Origin of the sequence: Nonomuraea sp. MTCD27 (genome assembly GCF_041950495.1) — a bacterium.
GTDB lineage: Bacteria > Actinomycetota > Actinomycetes > Streptosporangiales > Streptosporangiaceae > Nonomuraea.
The window spans coordinates 157,672-173,399 of sequence record NZ_JBGNUW010000012.1 but is presented as its reverse complement, the minus strand read 5'-3'; the positions used below and the strand labels follow the sequence as shown (position 1 = coordinate 173,399).

Annotated in this window: 14 protein-coding genes; 10 read left to right on the top strand and 4 right to left on the bottom strand. The window is 70.0% G+C overall.

Going from position 1 to position 15,728, the window contains the following annotated elements:
- Positions 1-8 precede the first annotated feature (8 nt).
- A complete protein-coding gene (locus ACBJ59_RS32415) occupies positions 9-293 on the top strand; it encodes a WhiB family transcriptional regulator (protein WP_375114008.1) in 285 nt (94 codons plus the stop codon).
- On the opposite strand, the gene ACBJ59_RS32410 is transcribed toward ACBJ59_RS32415, so the two are convergent.
- Positions 229-693, bottom strand: a complete 465-nt coding sequence (locus ACBJ59_RS32410; RefSeq protein ID WP_375114007.1) for a peptide deformylase — start codon at positions 691-693, stop codon at positions 229-231. The genes ACBJ59_RS32415 and ACBJ59_RS32410 overlap by 65 nt on opposite strands.
- A 259-nt stretch (positions 694-952) precedes the next feature.
- Between ACBJ59_RS32410 and ACBJ59_RS32405 the strand changes: the two genes are divergently transcribed.
- Together ACBJ59_RS32405 and ACBJ59_RS32400 are read left to right on the top strand one after the other, a co-directional pair.
- Entirely contained in the window at positions 953-2,119 is a 1,167-nt protein-coding gene (locus ACBJ59_RS32405) for a uroporphyrinogen-III synthase (RefSeq protein WP_375114006.1), read from the top strand.
- An 88-nt stretch (positions 2,120-2,207) separates the two neighbouring features.
- Complete coding sequence (locus tag ACBJ59_RS32400; protein WP_375114005.1) at positions 2,208-2,927, top strand: sirohydrochlorin chelatase; 720 nt, start codon at positions 2,208-2,210, stop codon at positions 2,925-2,927.
- Between the two features lie 21 nt (positions 2,928-2,948).
- Here ACBJ59_RS32400 and ACBJ59_RS32395 read toward each other — a convergent pair whose 3' ends face one another.
- From ACBJ59_RS32395 to ACBJ59_RS32385, 3 genes are all read right to left on the bottom strand, one after another.
- Positions 2,949-3,224, bottom strand: a complete 276-nt coding sequence (locus ACBJ59_RS32395) for a TetR/AcrR family transcriptional regulator C-terminal domain-containing protein (RefSeq protein ID WP_364135032.1) — start codon at positions 3,222-3,224, stop codon at positions 2,949-2,951.
- Between the two features lie 447 nt (positions 3,225-3,671).
- Entirely contained in the window at positions 3,672-4,529 is an 858-nt protein-coding gene (locus ACBJ59_RS32390; RefSeq protein ID WP_375114004.1) for a PAC2 family protein, read from the bottom strand.
- Between the two features lie 420 nt (positions 4,530-4,949).
- Positions 4,950-5,408, bottom strand: coding sequence for a universal stress protein (locus tag ACBJ59_RS32385; RefSeq protein WP_375114003.1), 459 nt, complete (start codon positions 5,406-5,408; stop codon positions 4,950-4,952).
- A gap of 150 nt (positions 5,409-5,558) precedes the next feature.
- On the opposite strand from ACBJ59_RS32385, the gene metH reads away from it, so the two are divergent.
- From metH to ACBJ59_RS32350, 7 genes are all read left to right on the top strand, one after another.
- The gene (gene metH, locus ACBJ59_RS32380; protein ID WP_375114002.1) at positions 5,559-9,023 is read left to right on the top strand and encodes a methionine synthase; all 3,465 of its coding nucleotides are present in this window, start codon (positions 5,559-5,561) and stop codon (positions 9,021-9,023) included.
- 299 nt (positions 9,024-9,322) lie between these two features.
- The gene (locus ACBJ59_RS32375; protein ID WP_375114001.1) at positions 9,323-9,967 is read left to right on the top strand and encodes an HAD family hydrolase; all 645 of its coding nucleotides are present in this window, start codon (positions 9,323-9,325) and stop codon (positions 9,965-9,967) included.
- A gap of 96 nt (positions 9,968-10,063) precedes the next feature.
- Positions 10,064-10,567 (top strand): cellulose synthase, encoded by a 504-nt coding sequence (locus ACBJ59_RS32370; protein WP_375114000.1) that lies wholly within the window; start codon positions 10,064-10,066, stop codon positions 10,565-10,567.
- Between the two features lie 228 nt (positions 10,568-10,795).
- Positions 10,796-11,788: an ABC transporter permease gene (locus ACBJ59_RS32365; protein WP_375113999.1), complete on the top strand. Its 993-nt coding sequence runs from the start codon at positions 10,796-10,798 to the stop codon at positions 11,786-11,788.
- 48 nt (positions 11,789-11,836) lie between these two features.
- A complete protein-coding gene (locus ACBJ59_RS32360; protein ID WP_375113998.1) occupies positions 11,837-13,603 on the top strand; it encodes an ABC transporter substrate-binding protein in 1,767 nt (588 codons plus the stop codon).
- An 85-nt stretch (positions 13,604-13,688) separates the two neighbouring features.
- Complete coding sequence (locus ACBJ59_RS32355; RefSeq protein WP_375113997.1) at positions 13,689-14,702, top strand: ABC transporter permease; 1,014 nt, start codon at positions 13,689-13,691, stop codon at positions 14,700-14,702.
- Entirely contained in the window at positions 14,699-15,724 is a 1,026-nt protein-coding gene (locus ACBJ59_RS32350; protein WP_375113996.1) for an ABC transporter ATP-binding protein, read from the top strand. The genes ACBJ59_RS32355 and ACBJ59_RS32350 overlap by 4 nt, the downstream gene beginning before the upstream one ends.
- Positions 15,725-15,728 lie beyond the last annotated feature (4 nt).

The following is a 15,728-nucleotide window of genomic DNA, read 5'->3' as shown; positions in this document are numbered from 1 at the left end:
TCAAGGTCATGATGATGCTCGACTGGACACGCAGGGCCGCCTGCCTCGACCTGGACCCGGAATTGTTCTTCCCGATCTCCATGGAAGGTCCGAGCCAGTATCAGGTCGAGCGGGCCAAGCGGGTGTGCGACGGCTGCCCCGTACGCGAGCCGTGCCTGAACTACGCGCTGAACACCAGCCAGGCGTACGGAGTGTGGGGCGGCACCGACCCCGCCCAGCGGAGGGAGCTCAACCTGCGGGCAGAGCCTCCGAGAGAAAGCGTTCCCGCTCGGCCGCTTCGAGGTGGTCGCTGAACAGCACGCCGTCGAGGTGGTCGGCCTCGTGCTGCAGCACCCTGGCCAGCACGCCGAGCGCCCGCACGGTCACGGGTTTGCCGAACATGTCACGGCCGCGCGCCGTGACCATGTAGGAACGTTCCAGTGGCCACCACACCCCGGGCGCCGAAAGGCATGCCTCGTCGGCGGTGACGCGCCGCTCCGACAGCTCCAGCCGCGGGTTGACCAGATGGCCCGACTTGCCGTCGTAGGAGTAGACCACCACCCGCACCGGCTCGCCGATCTGCGGCGCCGCCAGGCCGGCCCGCCCCGAGACGGCCCGCATGGTGGCGGTCAGTGACTTCACCAGGCGCCGCAGCTCCCGATCGAAGTCCTGGACCGGCGCCGCGACCGAGCGGAGCACCGGATCATCGAACATGCGAATAGGGCGAACCGTCACCCGCAACTCCCCGATAGGCGGCGTCGTCATGACCTACGTTTCCCTGGACCGCCTCCCGTCAACCCCGAAGCTCCTGCCTTGTAGCACAGCGGTAACAGAAGAGACCCAGCGGTGAAACCACCCGAAAGCAGTATCGGAGGGTGATCTCACTTGCGTCACACGCGCCTGTGATGCCTGGCCGGGTGCTCGGGGCCCGGCCAGGCATCCACGACTACCTGGACGACCTGGAGGTGCAGGCATGAGTGCGCTTCCCCTGGAGGGCGGCTCTTCCCCGGAGACGGCGCCCGACGCCCTGTCGGGCTTCACCGTCGGCGTGACCGCGACCAGACGGCGGGAGGAGTTCGGGGCGCTGCTGGAGCGCCGCGGCGCGCGCGTCGTCAGCGCCCCCGCGATCCGCCTCGTCCCGCTGGCGGAGGACACCGACCTGCTCGCGGCCACCCGGCTCAGCCTGGAGGCGCCGCTGGACGACGTGGTGGTCACCACCGGCGTCGGCTTCCGCGGCTGGATGGCCGCCGCCGAGGGCTGGGGGCTGTCCTCCGACCTGGGCGAACACCTGGCCACCGCCCGCCTGCTCACCCGCGGCCCCAAGGCCAGGGGAGCGGTGCGAGCGGCCGGGCTCAACGACCACTGGACCCCCGCGACCGAGTCGTGCGAGGAGGTCAAGCAGTATCTCCTGGCCCAGGACCTGCGCGGGCGGCGCATCGCGGTGCAGCAGCACGGTGAGCCGCTCAGCGAGTTCGTGGCCGAGCTGCGCGGGGCCGGGGCCGAGGTGATCGAGATCCCGGTCTACCGGTGGCTGCCCTACCGCGACATCTCGCCGCTGCGCCGCCTCATCAGCCAGACGATCTCCGGCTCGGTGGACGCGGTGGCCTTCACCAGCGCGCCCGCCGTGCACGCCATGCTGGGCGCGGCCCGGGCCGAAGGGCTGGAGGAGGCGCTGCTGGCCGCGTTCAGCGGACCGGTGGTGGCCGCCTGCGTGGGCCCCGTCACCGCCGACCCGCTCACCTCGCGCGGCGTGCAGACGCTGCAGCCGGACCGCTCGCGGCTCGGCGCGCTGGCCCGCGCCCTGGCCCGGCACCTGCCGGAGCACGGCGTCACCAGGGTCACCGCCGGTGACCACCAGCTGGAGATCCGCGGCCACGCCGTGGTCGTGGACGGGGAGCTGCGGCCGCTGCCGCCCGCCCCGATGGCGGTGCTCAAGCGCCTGGCCGACAAGCCGGGGCACGTGGTGTCCCGGGCCGACCTGCGTACCGTGCTGCCGGGCAGCGTCGCCCGCGACTCGGCCGAGCACGCCGTGGAGATGGCCATCACCCGGCTGCGCCGGGCCCTCGGGCCCAGCGGGATCGTCGAGACGGTGGTCAAGCGCGGCTACCGGCTCGCCTGCCTGTACGAGGCGGGATTTTGACCCGCACGCCCGTCCGTTCCGCTGAGGAGTCCACCATGTCCTGGGGCACCGCGTCCCCCGGCCGCGCCCGTTCCGGCGGGGGAGCCCTGTGACGCCCGCACTCGTCCTGGCCGCGCACGGCACGCGCAGCGCCGAGGGGGAGCAGACCCTGTCGTCGCTGGCCGAGACGGTCAGAAGGGCCCGTCCCGGGCAGCGCGTGGAGCTGAGCTACCTGGAGATCAGCTCGCCCCTCCTGTTGGAGGTGCTGCCCGCGGTGCGCGGCCCGGTCGTCGTGGTCCCCCTCCTGCTGGCCGGCGGCTACCACGCCCACATCGACCTGCCGGACGTCATCGCCGAGCACCGCCCCGACGCGGTCGTGGCCGGGTGGCTGGGGCCGCACCGGCTGCTGACCTCGGCGCTGGCCCGCAAGCTGGCGCGGGCCGGGCTGCGCTCCACGGACGCCGTGCTGCTCGGCGCGGCCGGCTCCTCCGACCCGGCGGCCCTGGCCGACGTGCGCGCCGCCGCCCACCAGCTCGCCGTGCGCCTGGCGCGCCCGGTGACGGCCGCCTTCGCGTCGGCGGGGACGCCGACGCTGGAGGAGGCCATGGAGCGGCTGGGCTCGACCCCGGCCGCCCGCGTGGCGATCGCGTCGTACGTGCTGGCGCCCGGCTTCTTCCACTCCCGGCTGGTCTCGGCCGGGGCGGGGCTGGTGAGCGCGCCGCTGGGCGCCGATCCCGACGTGGCGGCGCTGATCTGGCACCGCTACGACGAGGCCCTGCGCCGCCGCCGGAGCGCCGCCGGCCTGAACGTCGCCGCGGGCAGGGCCTGATCGGATGGCGGGGGAGGGTGGTCAGGCGGGCTGGACGACCGGTTCCAGCCGCAGCTCCCGGACGATCTCCTGGGCGGATTCGTCCTGCCCGGGCCCTCCGTCGGAGCCGATGAACATCTCGATGTAGGCCCGGTGGAAGCAGCCCGCGATCAGCAGTCGCGCGCTGGCCTCCGGGTCCACGTCGTGCCGTACCCTTCCCAGCTGCTGCTCGGCCGCCAGGTAGGCGGCCAGCGGCGCGGTCTCCGTACGGGGCCCGAGCCCTGTCTCGCGGATGGCGTGGCGGAAGCGGACGGTCACGTTCGGGGAGGTGAAGGCGGGAAGTGCGGCACTTTGTACGTCTATGTAGTATTCGATGCCCGCACGAGCGATTGGTAGAAGGTTGTCCGTTACAGACCCTTTTCCAATGCGGTGGGATAAATCGTGAAGAATGCTCAGCCAGAACGGGAGCCGGTCCTGCAGCAGGGCGAGGAAGTAATCCACCGAGCCGCCGCTGCGGTCCTCCCTGAGTGAGACGGCCATCTCGAGGATGCGCCGCCTGGTGTCCTGGCTCCTCTGGTGCGGATCTACGTGGGATGTCGCCATGGCATGCCTAACGTGCGCGGTTAGTTGAGTAGGCATCACGTGCGAAGCCGGGTTTCAGGTTTCGGGTGACTTAAATCTGGGGTCCCAACTTGATGTAATCTTGTACGGGTCCCCGATTATTACCCGAAACCGCGAAAAATTGTCGGATTTAATCCCTGAAGATTAGCTGTCAGTGTCGCGGTTGTCCCTGCGCCGCAGGTAGCGCTCGAACTCGGCCGCGATCGCGTCCCCGCTGGCCTCCGGCAACTCGGCGGCGTCCTTGCGCTCCTCGAGCTCCTTGACGTATTCGGCCACCTCGCTGTCCTGCGAGGCCAGCTCGTCCACGCCACGCTCCCACGCCCGCGCCTCCTCGTCGAGGTCGCCCAGCGGCATCGGGATCTCCAGCACATCCTCCAGCCGGCGCAGCAGCGCGAGCGTGGCCTTCGGGTTGGGCGGCTGGGCGACGTAGTGCGGCACCGACGCCCACAGCGAGATCGCGTCGAGCCCCGCCTGGCCGAACGCGTGCTGCAGCACCCCTACGATCCCCGTCGGGCCCTCGTAGCGGCTCAGCTCCAGGTTGGTCGAACGCGCCAGCCCCGCGTCGGTCGCGCCGCCCAGGATGGGCACGGGACGGGTGTGGGGAGAGTCGTTGAGCAGCGCCCCGAGCATGACCGCCAGCTCGACGCCCAGCTCGCGGCAGATGTAGATGATGTCGGAGCAGAACGAGCGCCAGCGCATGTTGGGCTCGATGCCGCGCAGCAGCACGACGTCGCGCTCCAGCCCCGGCGGCCGGGCGCGCAGCAGCCGCGTCGTCGGCCACACGATCGACTGGGCCAGCCCGTCGTTCATCTCCACCACGGGGCGGGTCACCTGGAAGTCGTAGTAGTCGTCGGGGTCGAGCGCGATCAGCGGCTCGGCCTTCCAGGCGGACTCGAGATGGGCGATCACACCGCTGGAGGCCTCGCCCGCGTCGTTCCACCCCTCGAACGCGGCAATGAGCACCGGGTCGACGAGCTCGGGGAGCCCTTCGAGCTCTATCACGTGTCGCCTCCTCTCTCCATCGTCCCGCTAAGCCTATGCGGTAAGGAGGCATCACCGTCACCGATCTCTCCGCGAACGCCCGCCGGGCGCGGCCTCGCGGTACACCGGCCGGCGGGGGAGCGGCGCGGCCTCGCCGGCCCGGGATCGCGGGGGCCGGTGGCGGGGGCCGGAGGCGGGAGAGCGGTGGAGGCGGGTAGCGGCTGGTCGCCCCGCACACCGCCCCGCGTCCCCGCACCCGGGCCGCCGGGTGGCCGTCGCGCCGGCGCCGGGCGTTCGCCCGCCCTCCGCCCGCGGCCGGCGTCCGGCCCCCGCGCATGCCGTTCGCGCCCCGCGAAACCCGCTCGCCCGGGGGCCTGTGAGCGCTCCCGGGCGAGGACCGGCTATATAGAGGTGTGCCGCCCGCCGGCGGGCGGGCGGGGGTCAGCGGCCGCCGGCGGTGGTGTGCACGACGAGCACGTCGCACGAGGCCCGATGGGTGACGCCCGACGGCACCGACCCCAGCAGCCGCCCGGCCAGGCTGTTGAGCCCCCGGTTGCCCACCACCAGCAGGTCGGCGCGGTGCCGGGAGGCCAGGGATATGAGCACGTCCACCGCCTCACCCTGCTCGGCCGCCAGGACCAGCTCGGTGGCGCCCGCCGCCACGGCGTGCTCGCGCGCCGCCCGCAGGGCGTCGTCCGCCGGGGTGGACCCGCTCACCTTGTACGCCAGGTCGCCGAGCCGTTCGGCCGCCGCGGCCCGCTCGCTCTCCCGCATCGGCAGGTACGCGCACGCCAGCACGAGCGTGGCCCCGGTCGCCCCGGCCAGGGACGCCGCCGCCGAGACGGCGCGGAAGGAGGAGGCGGACCCGTCGGTGCCGACGAGGACGGTGCGGTAGGCCATGGAGCCCCCAATTAGACGTCCTGTCAATGACGTGACGTACGATAGCGCTCGTCCCCGGAAGGCGACAGCGCGAGCGCCCCGAAGCCGGCCCGCCCGGCACTCAAGCCGCACTCGAACGGCGCTGGAAGCGCACCCGATAAGCTCTACCCCATGAGCATCTCCCCGTCCTTCCGCGAAGTGTTGTCCCAGCGTGTCATCGTGGCCGATGGCGCGATGGGCACGATGCTCCAGGCCCAGGACCCGACGCTCGACGACTTTCACGGCCACGAGGGCTGCAACGAGGTGCTCAACGTCACCCGGCCCGACATCGTGCGCGGCGTCCACGACGCCTACTTCGCCGTGGGCGTCGACTGCGTGGAGACCAACACTTTCGGTGCCAACATGGCCGCGCTCGGCGAATACGACATCTCCGACCGTGTCTATGAATATTCAGAGGCGGGCGCCAGGATCGCCCGCGAGTCCGCCGACCACTGGTCCACCCCCGACCAGCCCCGCTTCGTGCTCGGCTCCATGGGTCCCGGCACGAAGCTCCCGACCCTCGGCCACCTGCCCTACGCCAGCCTCCGCGACGCCTACCGCGACAACGCGGCCGGCCTGATCGCGGGCGGCGCCGACGCGCTGATCATCGAGACCTGCCAGGACCTGCTCCAGGTCAAGGCCGCCGTCGTGGGCGCCAGGCGGGCCATCGAAGACGCGGGGCGCGACGTCCCGATCATCGCCCAGGTGACGATCGAGACCAACGGCGCGATGCTGCTGGGCTCCGAGATCGGCGCCGCCCTGACCGCGATCGAGCCGCTCGGCGTCGACGTGGTGGGCCTCAACTGCGCGACCGGCCCGGCCGAGATGAGCGAGCACCTGCGCTATCTCGCCCGCCACTCCCGGCTCCGGCTGTCCTGCATGCCCAACGCGGGCCTGCCGGTGCTGACAGCCGACGGGGCGTACTACCCGCTCACCGCGGAAGAGCTGGCCGGCGCCCACCAGTCCTTCACCCGCGACTACGGCCTGTCCCTGGTCGGCGGCTGCTGCGGCACCACGCCCGAGCACCTGCGCCAGGTGGTCGAGAGGGTGCGCGGCAAGGAGATCGCGAACCGCCGCCCGCACCCGGAGCCCGGCGCGTCCTCTCTTTACCAGACCGTCCCGTTCCGCCAGGACACCTCCTACCTGGCCATCGGCGAGCGCTGCAACACCAACGGCTCCAAGGCCTTCCGCGAGGCCATGCTGGAAGGCCGCTGGGACGACTGCGTCGAGACGGCCCGCGACCAGGCCCGCGACGGCGCCCACATGCTCGACCTGTGCGTCGACTACGTCGGCCGCGACGGCGTGGCCGACATGAAGGAGCTGGCCTTCCGCTTCGCCACCGCCTCCACGCTGCCGATCATGCTCGACTCGACCGAGCCGGAGGTGCTGCGGGCCGGGCTCGAGATGCTGGGCGGGCGCGCCGCGGTCAACTCCGTCAACTACGAGGACGGCGACGGCCCCGACTCCCGCTTCCAGAAGATCATGCGCCTGGTGAGCGAGCACGGCTCGGCCGTGGTCGCCCTGACCATCGACGAGGAGGGGCAGGCCCGCACCGCCGACTGGAAGGTGCGCGTGGCCACCCGCCTGGTGGAGGACCTGACCGGCAACTGGGGCATGCGGGTCGAGGACATCATCGTCGACTGCCTCACCTTCCCCATCGCCACCGGCCAGGAGGAGACCAGGCGCGACGGCCTGGAGACCATCGAGGCCATCCGCGAGCTCAAGCGCCGCTACCCGGGCGTGCAGACCACGCTGGGGCTGTCCAACATCAGCTTCGGCCTCAACCCGGCCGCCCGCATGGTGCTCAACTCGGTGTTCCTCAACGAGTGCGTCAACGCCGGGCTCGACTCCGCCATCGTGCACGCCTCCAAGATCCTGCCGATGGCCCGCATCCCCGACGAGCAGCGCCAGGTCGCGCTCGACATGGTCTACGACCGGCGCCGCGAGGGCTACGACCCGCTGCAGAGGTTCATGGACCTGTTCGAGGGCGTCGACGCCGCCGCCATGCGCGCCGGCAAGGCCGAGGAGCTGGCCGCGCTGCCGCTGTGGGAGCGGCTCAAGCGGCGCATCATCGACGGCGAGAAGAAGGGCCTGGAGGCCGACCTCGACAGCGCGCTGGACCAGCGGCCCGCCCTGGAGATCATCAACGAGGTGCTGCTCGACGGCATGAAGACGGTCGGCGAGCTGTTCGGCTCCGGGCAGATGCAGCTGCCGTTCGTGCTGCAGTCGGCCGAGGTGATGAAGTCCGCCGTGGCCTACCTCGAGCCCCACATGGACCGCGTCGAGGGCGAGACGAAGGGCCGCATCGTGCTGGCCACCGTCAAGGGCGACGTGCACGACATCGGCAAGAACCTCGTGGACATCATCCTGTCCAACAACGGCTACCAGGTCGTCAACCTGGGCATCAAGCAGCCGGTCTCGGCCATCCTCGAGGCCGCCGACGAGCAGAAGGCCGACGTCATCGGCATGTCCGGGCTGCTGGTGAAGTCGACGGTCATCATGAAGGAGAACCTGGAGGAGATGAACTCCAGGGGCCTGTCGGAGCGCTACCCGGTGCTGCTCGGCGGCGCCGCCCTGACCCGCGCCTACGTCGAGCAGGACCTCGCCGAGCTGTTCGAGGGCGAGGTGCGTTACGCCCGCGACGCGTTCGAGGGGCTGCGGCTGATGGACGCGTTCATGGCGGTCAAGCGCGGCGTGGCGGGCGCGACGCTGCCGCCGCTGCGCGAGCGGCGGGTCAAGACCGGCGCGGTGCTCGCCCGCACGCCGGTCGGGGAGCTGCCGGCCCGCTCCGACGTGGCGGCCGACAACCCCGTGCCGACGCCGCCCTTCCACGGCGAACGCGTCGTCAAGGGCATCTCGCTGGGCGAATACTCCGCCTTCCTCGACGAGCGGGCGCTGTTCCTCGGCCAGTGGGGGCTCAAGCCCACCAGGGGCGGCGACGGGCCCGGCTACGACGAGCTGGTCGAGACCGAGGGCCGGCCGCGGCTGCGCATGTGGCTGGAGCGCATGCAGACCGAGGGGCTCCTGGAGGCGGCCGTCGTCTACGGCTACTTCCCGTGCGTCTCCGACGGCGACTCGCTGATCATCCTGGGCGACGACGGCAACGAGCGCACCCGCTTCACCTTCCCGCGCCAGCGCCGCGACCGGCACCTGTGCCTGTCCGACTTCTTCCGCTCCAAGGACTCCGGTGAGGTCGACGTGGTCGGCTTCCAGGTGGCGACCATGGGGTCGAAGATCTCCGAGGCCACGGCCGAGCTGTTCGCGAAGGACGCCTACCGCGACTACCTGGAGCTGCACGGCCTGTCGGTGCAGCTCACCGAGGCGCTGGCCGAATACTGGCACGCCCGGGTGCGCTCCGAGTGGGGGATCGGCGGCGAGGAGTCGCTCGACGACATGCTCAAGGTCAACATCCAGGGCTGCCGCTACTCCTTCGGCTACCCGGCCTGCCCCAACCTGGAGGACCAGAAGCAGCTGTTCGAGCTGCTCGAGCCCGAGCGCATCGGGGTGTCGCTGTCGGAAGAGTTCCAGCTCCACCCCGAGCAGGCCACCTCCGCGCTGGTCGCCCACCACCCCGAGGCGAAATACTTCAACGTCTGACCCTCCCCCTGCCGGATCCCGGCCGGGGGAGTGCCCGGCGGTCACGGGCGGCACGGAGGGGCGCCAGGAGGCGTTCCGAGGGGCGTCGGGCGTTCACCGGCGGCACGGGAGGGCGCCAGGCGTTCGGAGGAGCGTCCGGGCGTTCCGAGGAGCGTCAGGAGTTCCGAGGAGTGCCGGGCGTTCACCGGCCGGTACGGAGGGGCGCGCCGGGCGTTCACGGGCGGGCGGTGGCGCTCTCGCCCGCCGTTCACGCACACCGGGCACAATCTCACGCAGGCACTACGGATCGGGGGCGGGGCTTGGAAGCGGTCTTCTTCGACATGGACGGGCTGCTGGTCGACAGCGAGCGGGTCTGGCTGGAGATCGAGACCGAGGTGATGGCCAGGCTCGGCGCCGAGTGGACGCTCGCGCACCAGGCCCACCTCGTCGGCGGGTCCATGGAGCGGACGGTCGACTACATGCTGGCCGTGTCCGGGGCCGACGTGCCGCCCGAGACGGTGAGCGAGTGGATGACCGGCGGGATGGTGGCGCGGCTGACGGACGGGGTGCACGTCATGCCGGGCGCCTCCGAGCTGCTCGAGGCCCTGCGCGCCGAGGGGGTGCCCGTGGCGCTGGTCACCTCCTCGCTCCGGCAGATCGCCGACGCCGTGCTCAAGGGCTTCGGCAGGGAGCGCTTCGACTGCGTCGTGACGGCCGACGACGTCACCCGTACCAAGCCGGACCCTGAGCCGTACCTGACGGCCGCCCGGCTGCTCGGCGTGGAGCCGGTGCGCTGCGTCGTCCTGGAGGACTCCCCGAACGGCGTGGCCGCCGCGACCGCGGCGGGCTGCGCCGTCGTGGCCGTCCCGAGCCTGCTGCCCGTCGAGGCGGCGCCCGGGCGGCTGGTGGTCTCGTCCCTGACGGAGATCAGGGTCGAGGACCTGAGAACTCTGGTGGGCTCCTGAGCGTTCCCCTAAGGGAAAAGTGGTTCTCACGGAGGAGGCGGACGGGCCTCCGCGTGCCAGGATGGACATCAGGAGCCACGACAAGGGGGCGGCGAGATGGGTACCTTCAATGCGATCGCCTGGCTGCCACTGTGCGCCGGAGTGAGCATCGCCGGGCTGGTCCTGGCGTTCCTGGCCTTCAAACGCAGGGGAGCGGCCGCGGGCATGCGGATGGCCGCCTGGGCCCTGCTGCCGGTGGCGGCCTACCTGACCGGCGCGCTGCAGGCGCTGTGGACCATCGGCACCACCGTGGTGGGCTTCGTGACCAGCCTGGTCTTCAACCCGACCGTGTGGATCGGCGTGGCCGTGGCGGGGCTGTCGGCGGTGCTGTTCGTGGTGTCGGGCGTCATGCGCGGCCGGAAGCTGGGCCGCCGCAGGAAGAACAAGAGCGCGCCGGAGGCGGGCGAGGGACAGCGTCCCGTTAAGCCCTCAGCTGAAAAGCCGGCCGTCGCGAGCCGGCCGCCGGCCGCCGCCGCGGCACCCAAGACGTCGCAGAAGGCGAAGGGCGATGACGACTTCTCCGACATCGAGGAACTGCTCAAACGCCGTGGAATCAGTTGATCCCGCGTTGTGTCACAGTTCCGAGACGCAACCGGGACAGGGCCCGGACATTCAGATCAAGATCGATACGAATGAGTTTCGCGTCAATCACAGTTGAGCCACATAGCAGCCGGAGGGACTAGTCAGTCCAGCTCAGGCCATAGATTCTGCCTCCTGAGGTCGCGACTCGCGGTCTAAAGTCAGTACGCGAAAAAGACGCGTCGTTTGGGCAGCAGGGGGCAATTCGGCATGACCGCACCGCTAGACGTTTCCGGTTCCGCCGCAGAAGCGCATCCGGAGTCGGTGCTCGTGGGAGCGGGCAAGGCCATCCAGGGCCGCTCGCTCACCCGGATCGCCTGGATGCGGCTACGCCGTGACAAGGTCGCCCTGGCCGGCGGCGTGGTCGTCGTGCTGCTGATCCTCGTGGCGATCTTCTCCACGCCCATCATCGCCGCGTTCGGTCACCCGCCGCTGGAGTTCCACCAGGACGCGATCGACCAGAGCACGCTCCTGCCCAAGGGCTCCTTCGGTGGGATGAGCGGCGAATACCTGCTCGGTGTCGAGCCGGTCAACGGCCGTGACATCTTCAGCCGGATCGTCGCGGGCGCGTGGATCTCGCTGCTGATCGGCTTCCTGGCCACGATCCTGTCCGTCATCATCGGCACCACGCTGGGCGTCATCGCCGGCTACTTCGGCGGCTGGGTCGACCAGGTCATCGGCCGCCTCATGGACGTCTTCCTGGCCTTCCCGCTGCTGGTCTTCGCCATCGCGCTGGCGGGCGTCATCCCCGACAAGGGATTCGGCCTGGAGGGCAACGGCCTGCGCATCGCGATGCTGATCTTCATCATCGGCTTCTTCAGCTGGCCCAGCATCGGCCGCATCGTCCGCGGCCAGACCCTGTCGCTGCGCGAGCGCGAGTTCGTGGACGCGGCCAAGAGCCTGGGAGCCCGTAACGGCTACATCCTGTTCCGCGAGGTGCTGCCGAACCTGATGGCGCCGATCCTGGTCTACTCGACCCTGCTCATCCCGACCAACATCCTTTTCGAGGCCGCGCTCTCCTTCCTGGGCGTCGGCATCAACCCGCCCACCCCGACCTGGGGCGGCATGCTCTCCGAAGCGGTCCGCTTCTACACGTTGCCCCACTTCGTGCTCTTCCCGGGTCTGGCGATCTTCATCACCGTTCTCGCGTTCAACGTGTTCGGTGACGGACTGCGGGACGCCTTCGACCCGCGCGCACGCTGATCTTCGCCATCGCTCCATCCCCCATCTCACTAATCAAGGGGTTAGTCAATGAGAAGGAAACACGCACTGGCAGGAGCCGCGACAGCGGCGCTCGCCCTGGTGCTCTCCGCCTGTGGCGGCGGAGGTGGCGGCACACCACAACAGCCCGCCCAGTCGGCGTCCGGCGGTGCCGCGCAACCCGCGTTCAACGCCGGTCTGACCCAGGTGTACAACCCGTCCACCAAGAAGGGCGGGACGCTCAAGGCGGCCCACTCCGCCGACTGGGACAGCCTTGACCCGGGCGACACCTACTACGGTTACTCGTTCAACTTCGGCCGGTTCTACTGGCGGACGCTGACGATGTACAAGACGGGTCCCGGCCCTGAGGGCAACACCGTCGTCCCCGACCTGGCCGAAGGGCTCGGCACCCCCAGTGACGACGGTAAGACCTGGACGTACAAGCTCAAGAGCGGCCTGAAGTTCGAGGACGGCGCGGCGATCACGGCCAAGGACGTGGCCTACGCCGTGGCCCGGTCGTTCGACAAGGAGACCTTCCCCCACGGTCCCTCCTACCTGAACGAGCTGCTCGACTGGCCGAAGGACTTCAAGGGCGTCTACAAGACCCCCGACGTGGACTACAAGTCGGCCGTCGAGGCGACCGACGACTCGACGGTTGTCTTCCACCTGAAGAAGCCGTTCGCGTCCATGGACTACATCGTGCAGATGCCGATGACCGCGCCGGTGCCGAAGGACAAGGACACGGGCGCGAAGTACAAGGAGAAGGTCGTCTCCTCCGGCCCGTACAAGTTCGAGACGAACGAGATCGGCAAGCGTTTCACCATGGTCCGAAACGACCAGTGGGACCCCGCGACCGACCCGAACCGTCCCGCGCTGCCGGACCGGATCGAGGTCCAGCTCAACGTCAACGCCGATGACCTGGACAACCAGCTCATCTCGGGCAGCATCCACCTGGACATCCCCGGCACCGGCATGCAGCCGGCCGCCCTGGGCAAGGTCCTTCCCGACCCGGCGCTGAAGGCCCGTACGGACAACCCGACGATCCCCAGGCTCTGGTACGTCTCGGTCATCCCGGACACGCCGCCGCTGGACAACGTCGAGTGCCGCAAGGCAGTCCTCTGGGCCGCCGACCGCGTCGCCAACCAGACCGCCTACGGAGGCCCGCTCGCCGGCGGTGACATCGCCACCAACGTGATGCCGCCGCCCATCGTCGGCCAGGAGAAGTTCGACCTGTACGCCACCCCGGAGAACAAGGGTGACGTGAACAAGGCCAAGCAGGCGCTGGCCGCCTGTGGCCAGCCGAACGGCTTCTCCACCACCATGGCGTTCCGCTCCGACCGGCCCCGCGAGAAGGCGCTGGCCGAGTCGATGCAGCAGGCGCTGGCCAAGGTCAACATCAAGCTCGAGCTCAAGGGCTTCCCGGGCTCCAGCTACTTCTCCGACTACGCCGGCAACGTCGACTACGTCAAGAAGAACGGCATCGGCCTGGCCGGTCACGGCTGGGGCTCCGACTGGCCCGACGGCTACGGCTTCATGCAGGCCATCGTGGACAGCCGCACCATCCGCGACGCGGGCAACTACAACCTCAGCGTCAAGAACTCCGAGGTCGACAAGCTCATCGACCAGGCCTCGGCCGAGCTCGACGAGGCGGCCCGCGCCAAGCTCTGGGTCGACGTCGACAAGAAGGTCATGGAGGACGCCTCCATCCTTCCGGTCGTGTGGGCCAAGTCGCTGCTCATGCGGGGTCAGGGCCTGACGAACGTCGCCTACAACGAGGGCCAGAGCATGTACGACTACGTGATGCTCGGCGTCGAGTGACCAGGCGGGGTTCGGGGATCTAGCGAAGGCAGGTGAAGGCAGGAGTGGCCCGCCCGGCGGCGGGCGGGCCACTCGGCCGGTAGCGGTGGTCACATACATCATCAGGCGTCTAATCGGCGCGTTCGCCATGCTGATCGTGATCAGCATGGTCACGTTCGGCATTTTCTTCGTCGTGCCGCAGTGGGCCGGGGCGACACCCGAGGCCCTCGCGTCGCGTTACGTAGGCCGGGCGGCCACACCGGAGACGGTCCACCTGGTGGCCGAGCGGCTGGGCTTCAACGATCCGGTGGTCGTGCAGTACGGCAGATTCGTCAAGGGCATCTTCGCCGGCGCCGAGTACGACTACGGTGCGGGCGTCGAGCAGTGCCCCGCCCCCTGCTTCGGTTACTCCTTCATCAGCGGGCAGCCCGTCTGGCCTGACCTGGTCGACCGCTTGCCGGTGACCTTCTCCCTGGCCATCGGCGCCGCGCTCATCTGGGTGGTGGCCGGCGTGAGCGTGGGCGTGCTCTCCGCGCTGCGCAGAGGCAGCTTCTTCGACCGCCTCTCGATGGGCACCGCGCTGGCCGGCGTGTCGCTGCCCATCTTCTTCACCGGCATGATCTCCCTGGTCGTCTTCAGCTACGGCCTGGGCTGGACGCCGCCGGGTGGCGCGTGGACGGACTTCACCGCGAATCCGGCGCAATGGGCCTACAACCTGCTGCTGCCGTGGATCACACTGGCGTTCCTGTTCGCCGCCGGTTACGCCCGCCTGACGCGGGCCGGGATGCTGGAGACGATGGGCGAGGACTACATCCGCACGGCCAGGGCCAAGGGCCTGTCCGAGAGCCGGGTCGTGGTCAAACACGGCCTGCGCGCCGCGCTCACCCCGATCCTGACCCTGTTCGGCATCGACTTCGGCCTGCTCATCGGCGGCGCCGTCCTCACCGAGACCACCTATACTCTGCCCGGGCTCGGCCAGTTCGCCATTCTGGCCATCAGGAACCAGGACCTGCCTCAGGTCATGGGCGTGGTTCTGGTCGCCGCCGGTTTCGTGGTGGTGGCGAGCCTGGTCGTCGACCTCCTGTACGCGGTGGTCGACCCGAGGGTGAGGTTGTCATGAGCTTCCTTGACGTCAAGGACCTGAAGATCCATTTCCCGACGGACGACGGTCTCGTCAAGTCCGTCGACGGGCTGACGTTCAGCGTCGAGCGCGGTCAGACCCTCGGCATCGTGGGCGAGTCCGGCTCCGGCAAGAGCGTGACCAGCCTCGGCGTGCTCGGCCTGCACAAGGGCGGCCGGGCCCGGATCTCCGGGGAGATCTGGCTCGACGGCGAGGAGCTGAACGGCGCCTCCGCCGAGCACGTGCGCCGGCTGCGCGGCAAGAAGATGGCGATGATCTTCCAGGATCCGCTGTCGTCGATGCACCCGTACTACACGGTCGGCCACCAGATCATCGAGGCGTACCGCATCCACAACGACGTCTCCAAGCAGGTGGCCCGCAAGCACGCCATCGACATGCTCGGCCGCGTCGGCATTCCCGAGCCGGCCGGCCGGGTCGACAGCTACCCGCACGAGTTCTCCGGCGGTATGCGGCAGCGCGCGATGATCGCCATGGCGCTCTCCTGCGACCCCGAGCTGCTCATCGCCGACGAGCCGACCACCGCGCTCGACGTGACCGTGCAGGCCCAGATCCTCGACCTCATGCGTGACCTGCAGCGGGAGTTCAACTCCGCGCTGATCGTCATCACGCACGACCTGGGCGTGGTGGCCGAGCTGTCCGACGACATCCTCGTCATGTACGGCGGCAAATGCGTCGAGTACGGCTCCGCCGACGACATCTTCTACCGGCCCGAGCACCCCTACACCTGGGGTCTGCTCGGCTCCATGCCCCGCCTGGACCGCGAGCCCACCGAACGGCTCCTGCCGATCAAGGGCTCGCCGCCGTCCCTGATCAACGTGCCGCCGGGCTGCGCCTTCCACCCGCGCTGCCCGTACGCCGAGCGCACCGGGGACAAGGCCGCCACCGAGGTGCCGGCCCTCGCCGAGACCGAGGGAGGCCACCTCGTACGCTGCCACATGAGCAGGAGCGAGCGGCAGGGCCTATGGGAGAACGAGATCAAGCCAGTGCTGGAGATCCAGTGAGCGA

What these genes read in the sequence shown, in the direction of transcription:
- ACBJ59_RS32415 (WP_375114008.1), top strand. Translation starts at nt 9, where the DNA reads ATGATGATGCTCGACTGGACACGCAGGGCCGCCTGCCTCGACCTGGAC.
- ACBJ59_RS32410 (WP_375114007.1), bottom strand. Translation starts at nt 693, where the DNA reads ATGTTCGATGATCCGGTGCTCCGCTCGGTCGCGGCGCCGGTCCAGGAC.
- ACBJ59_RS32405 (WP_375114006.1), top strand. Translation starts at nt 953, where the DNA reads ATGAGTGCGCTTCCCCTGGAGGGCGGCTCTTCCCCGGAGACGGCGCCC.
- ACBJ59_RS32385 (WP_375114003.1), bottom strand. Translation starts at nt 5,408, where the DNA reads ATGGCCTACCGCACCGTCCTCGTCGGCACCGACGGGTCCGCCTCCTCC.
- metH (WP_375114002.1), top strand. Translation starts at nt 5,559, where the DNA reads ATGAGCATCTCCCCGTCCTTCCGCGAAGTGTTGTCCCAGCGTGTCATC.
- ACBJ59_RS32370 (WP_375114000.1), top strand. Translation starts at nt 10,064, where the DNA reads ATGGGTACCTTCAATGCGATCGCCTGGCTGCCACTGTGCGCCGGAGTG.
- ACBJ59_RS32365 (WP_375113999.1), top strand. Translation starts at nt 10,796, where the DNA reads ATGACCGCACCGCTAGACGTTTCCGGTTCCGCCGCAGAAGCGCATCCG.
- ACBJ59_RS32360 (WP_375113998.1), top strand. Translation starts at nt 11,837, where the DNA reads ATGAGAAGGAAACACGCACTGGCAGGAGCCGCGACAGCGGCGCTCGCC.
- ACBJ59_RS32350 (WP_375113996.1), top strand. Translation starts at nt 14,699, where the DNA reads ATGAGCTTCCTTGACGTCAAGGACCTGAAGATCCATTTCCCGACGGAC.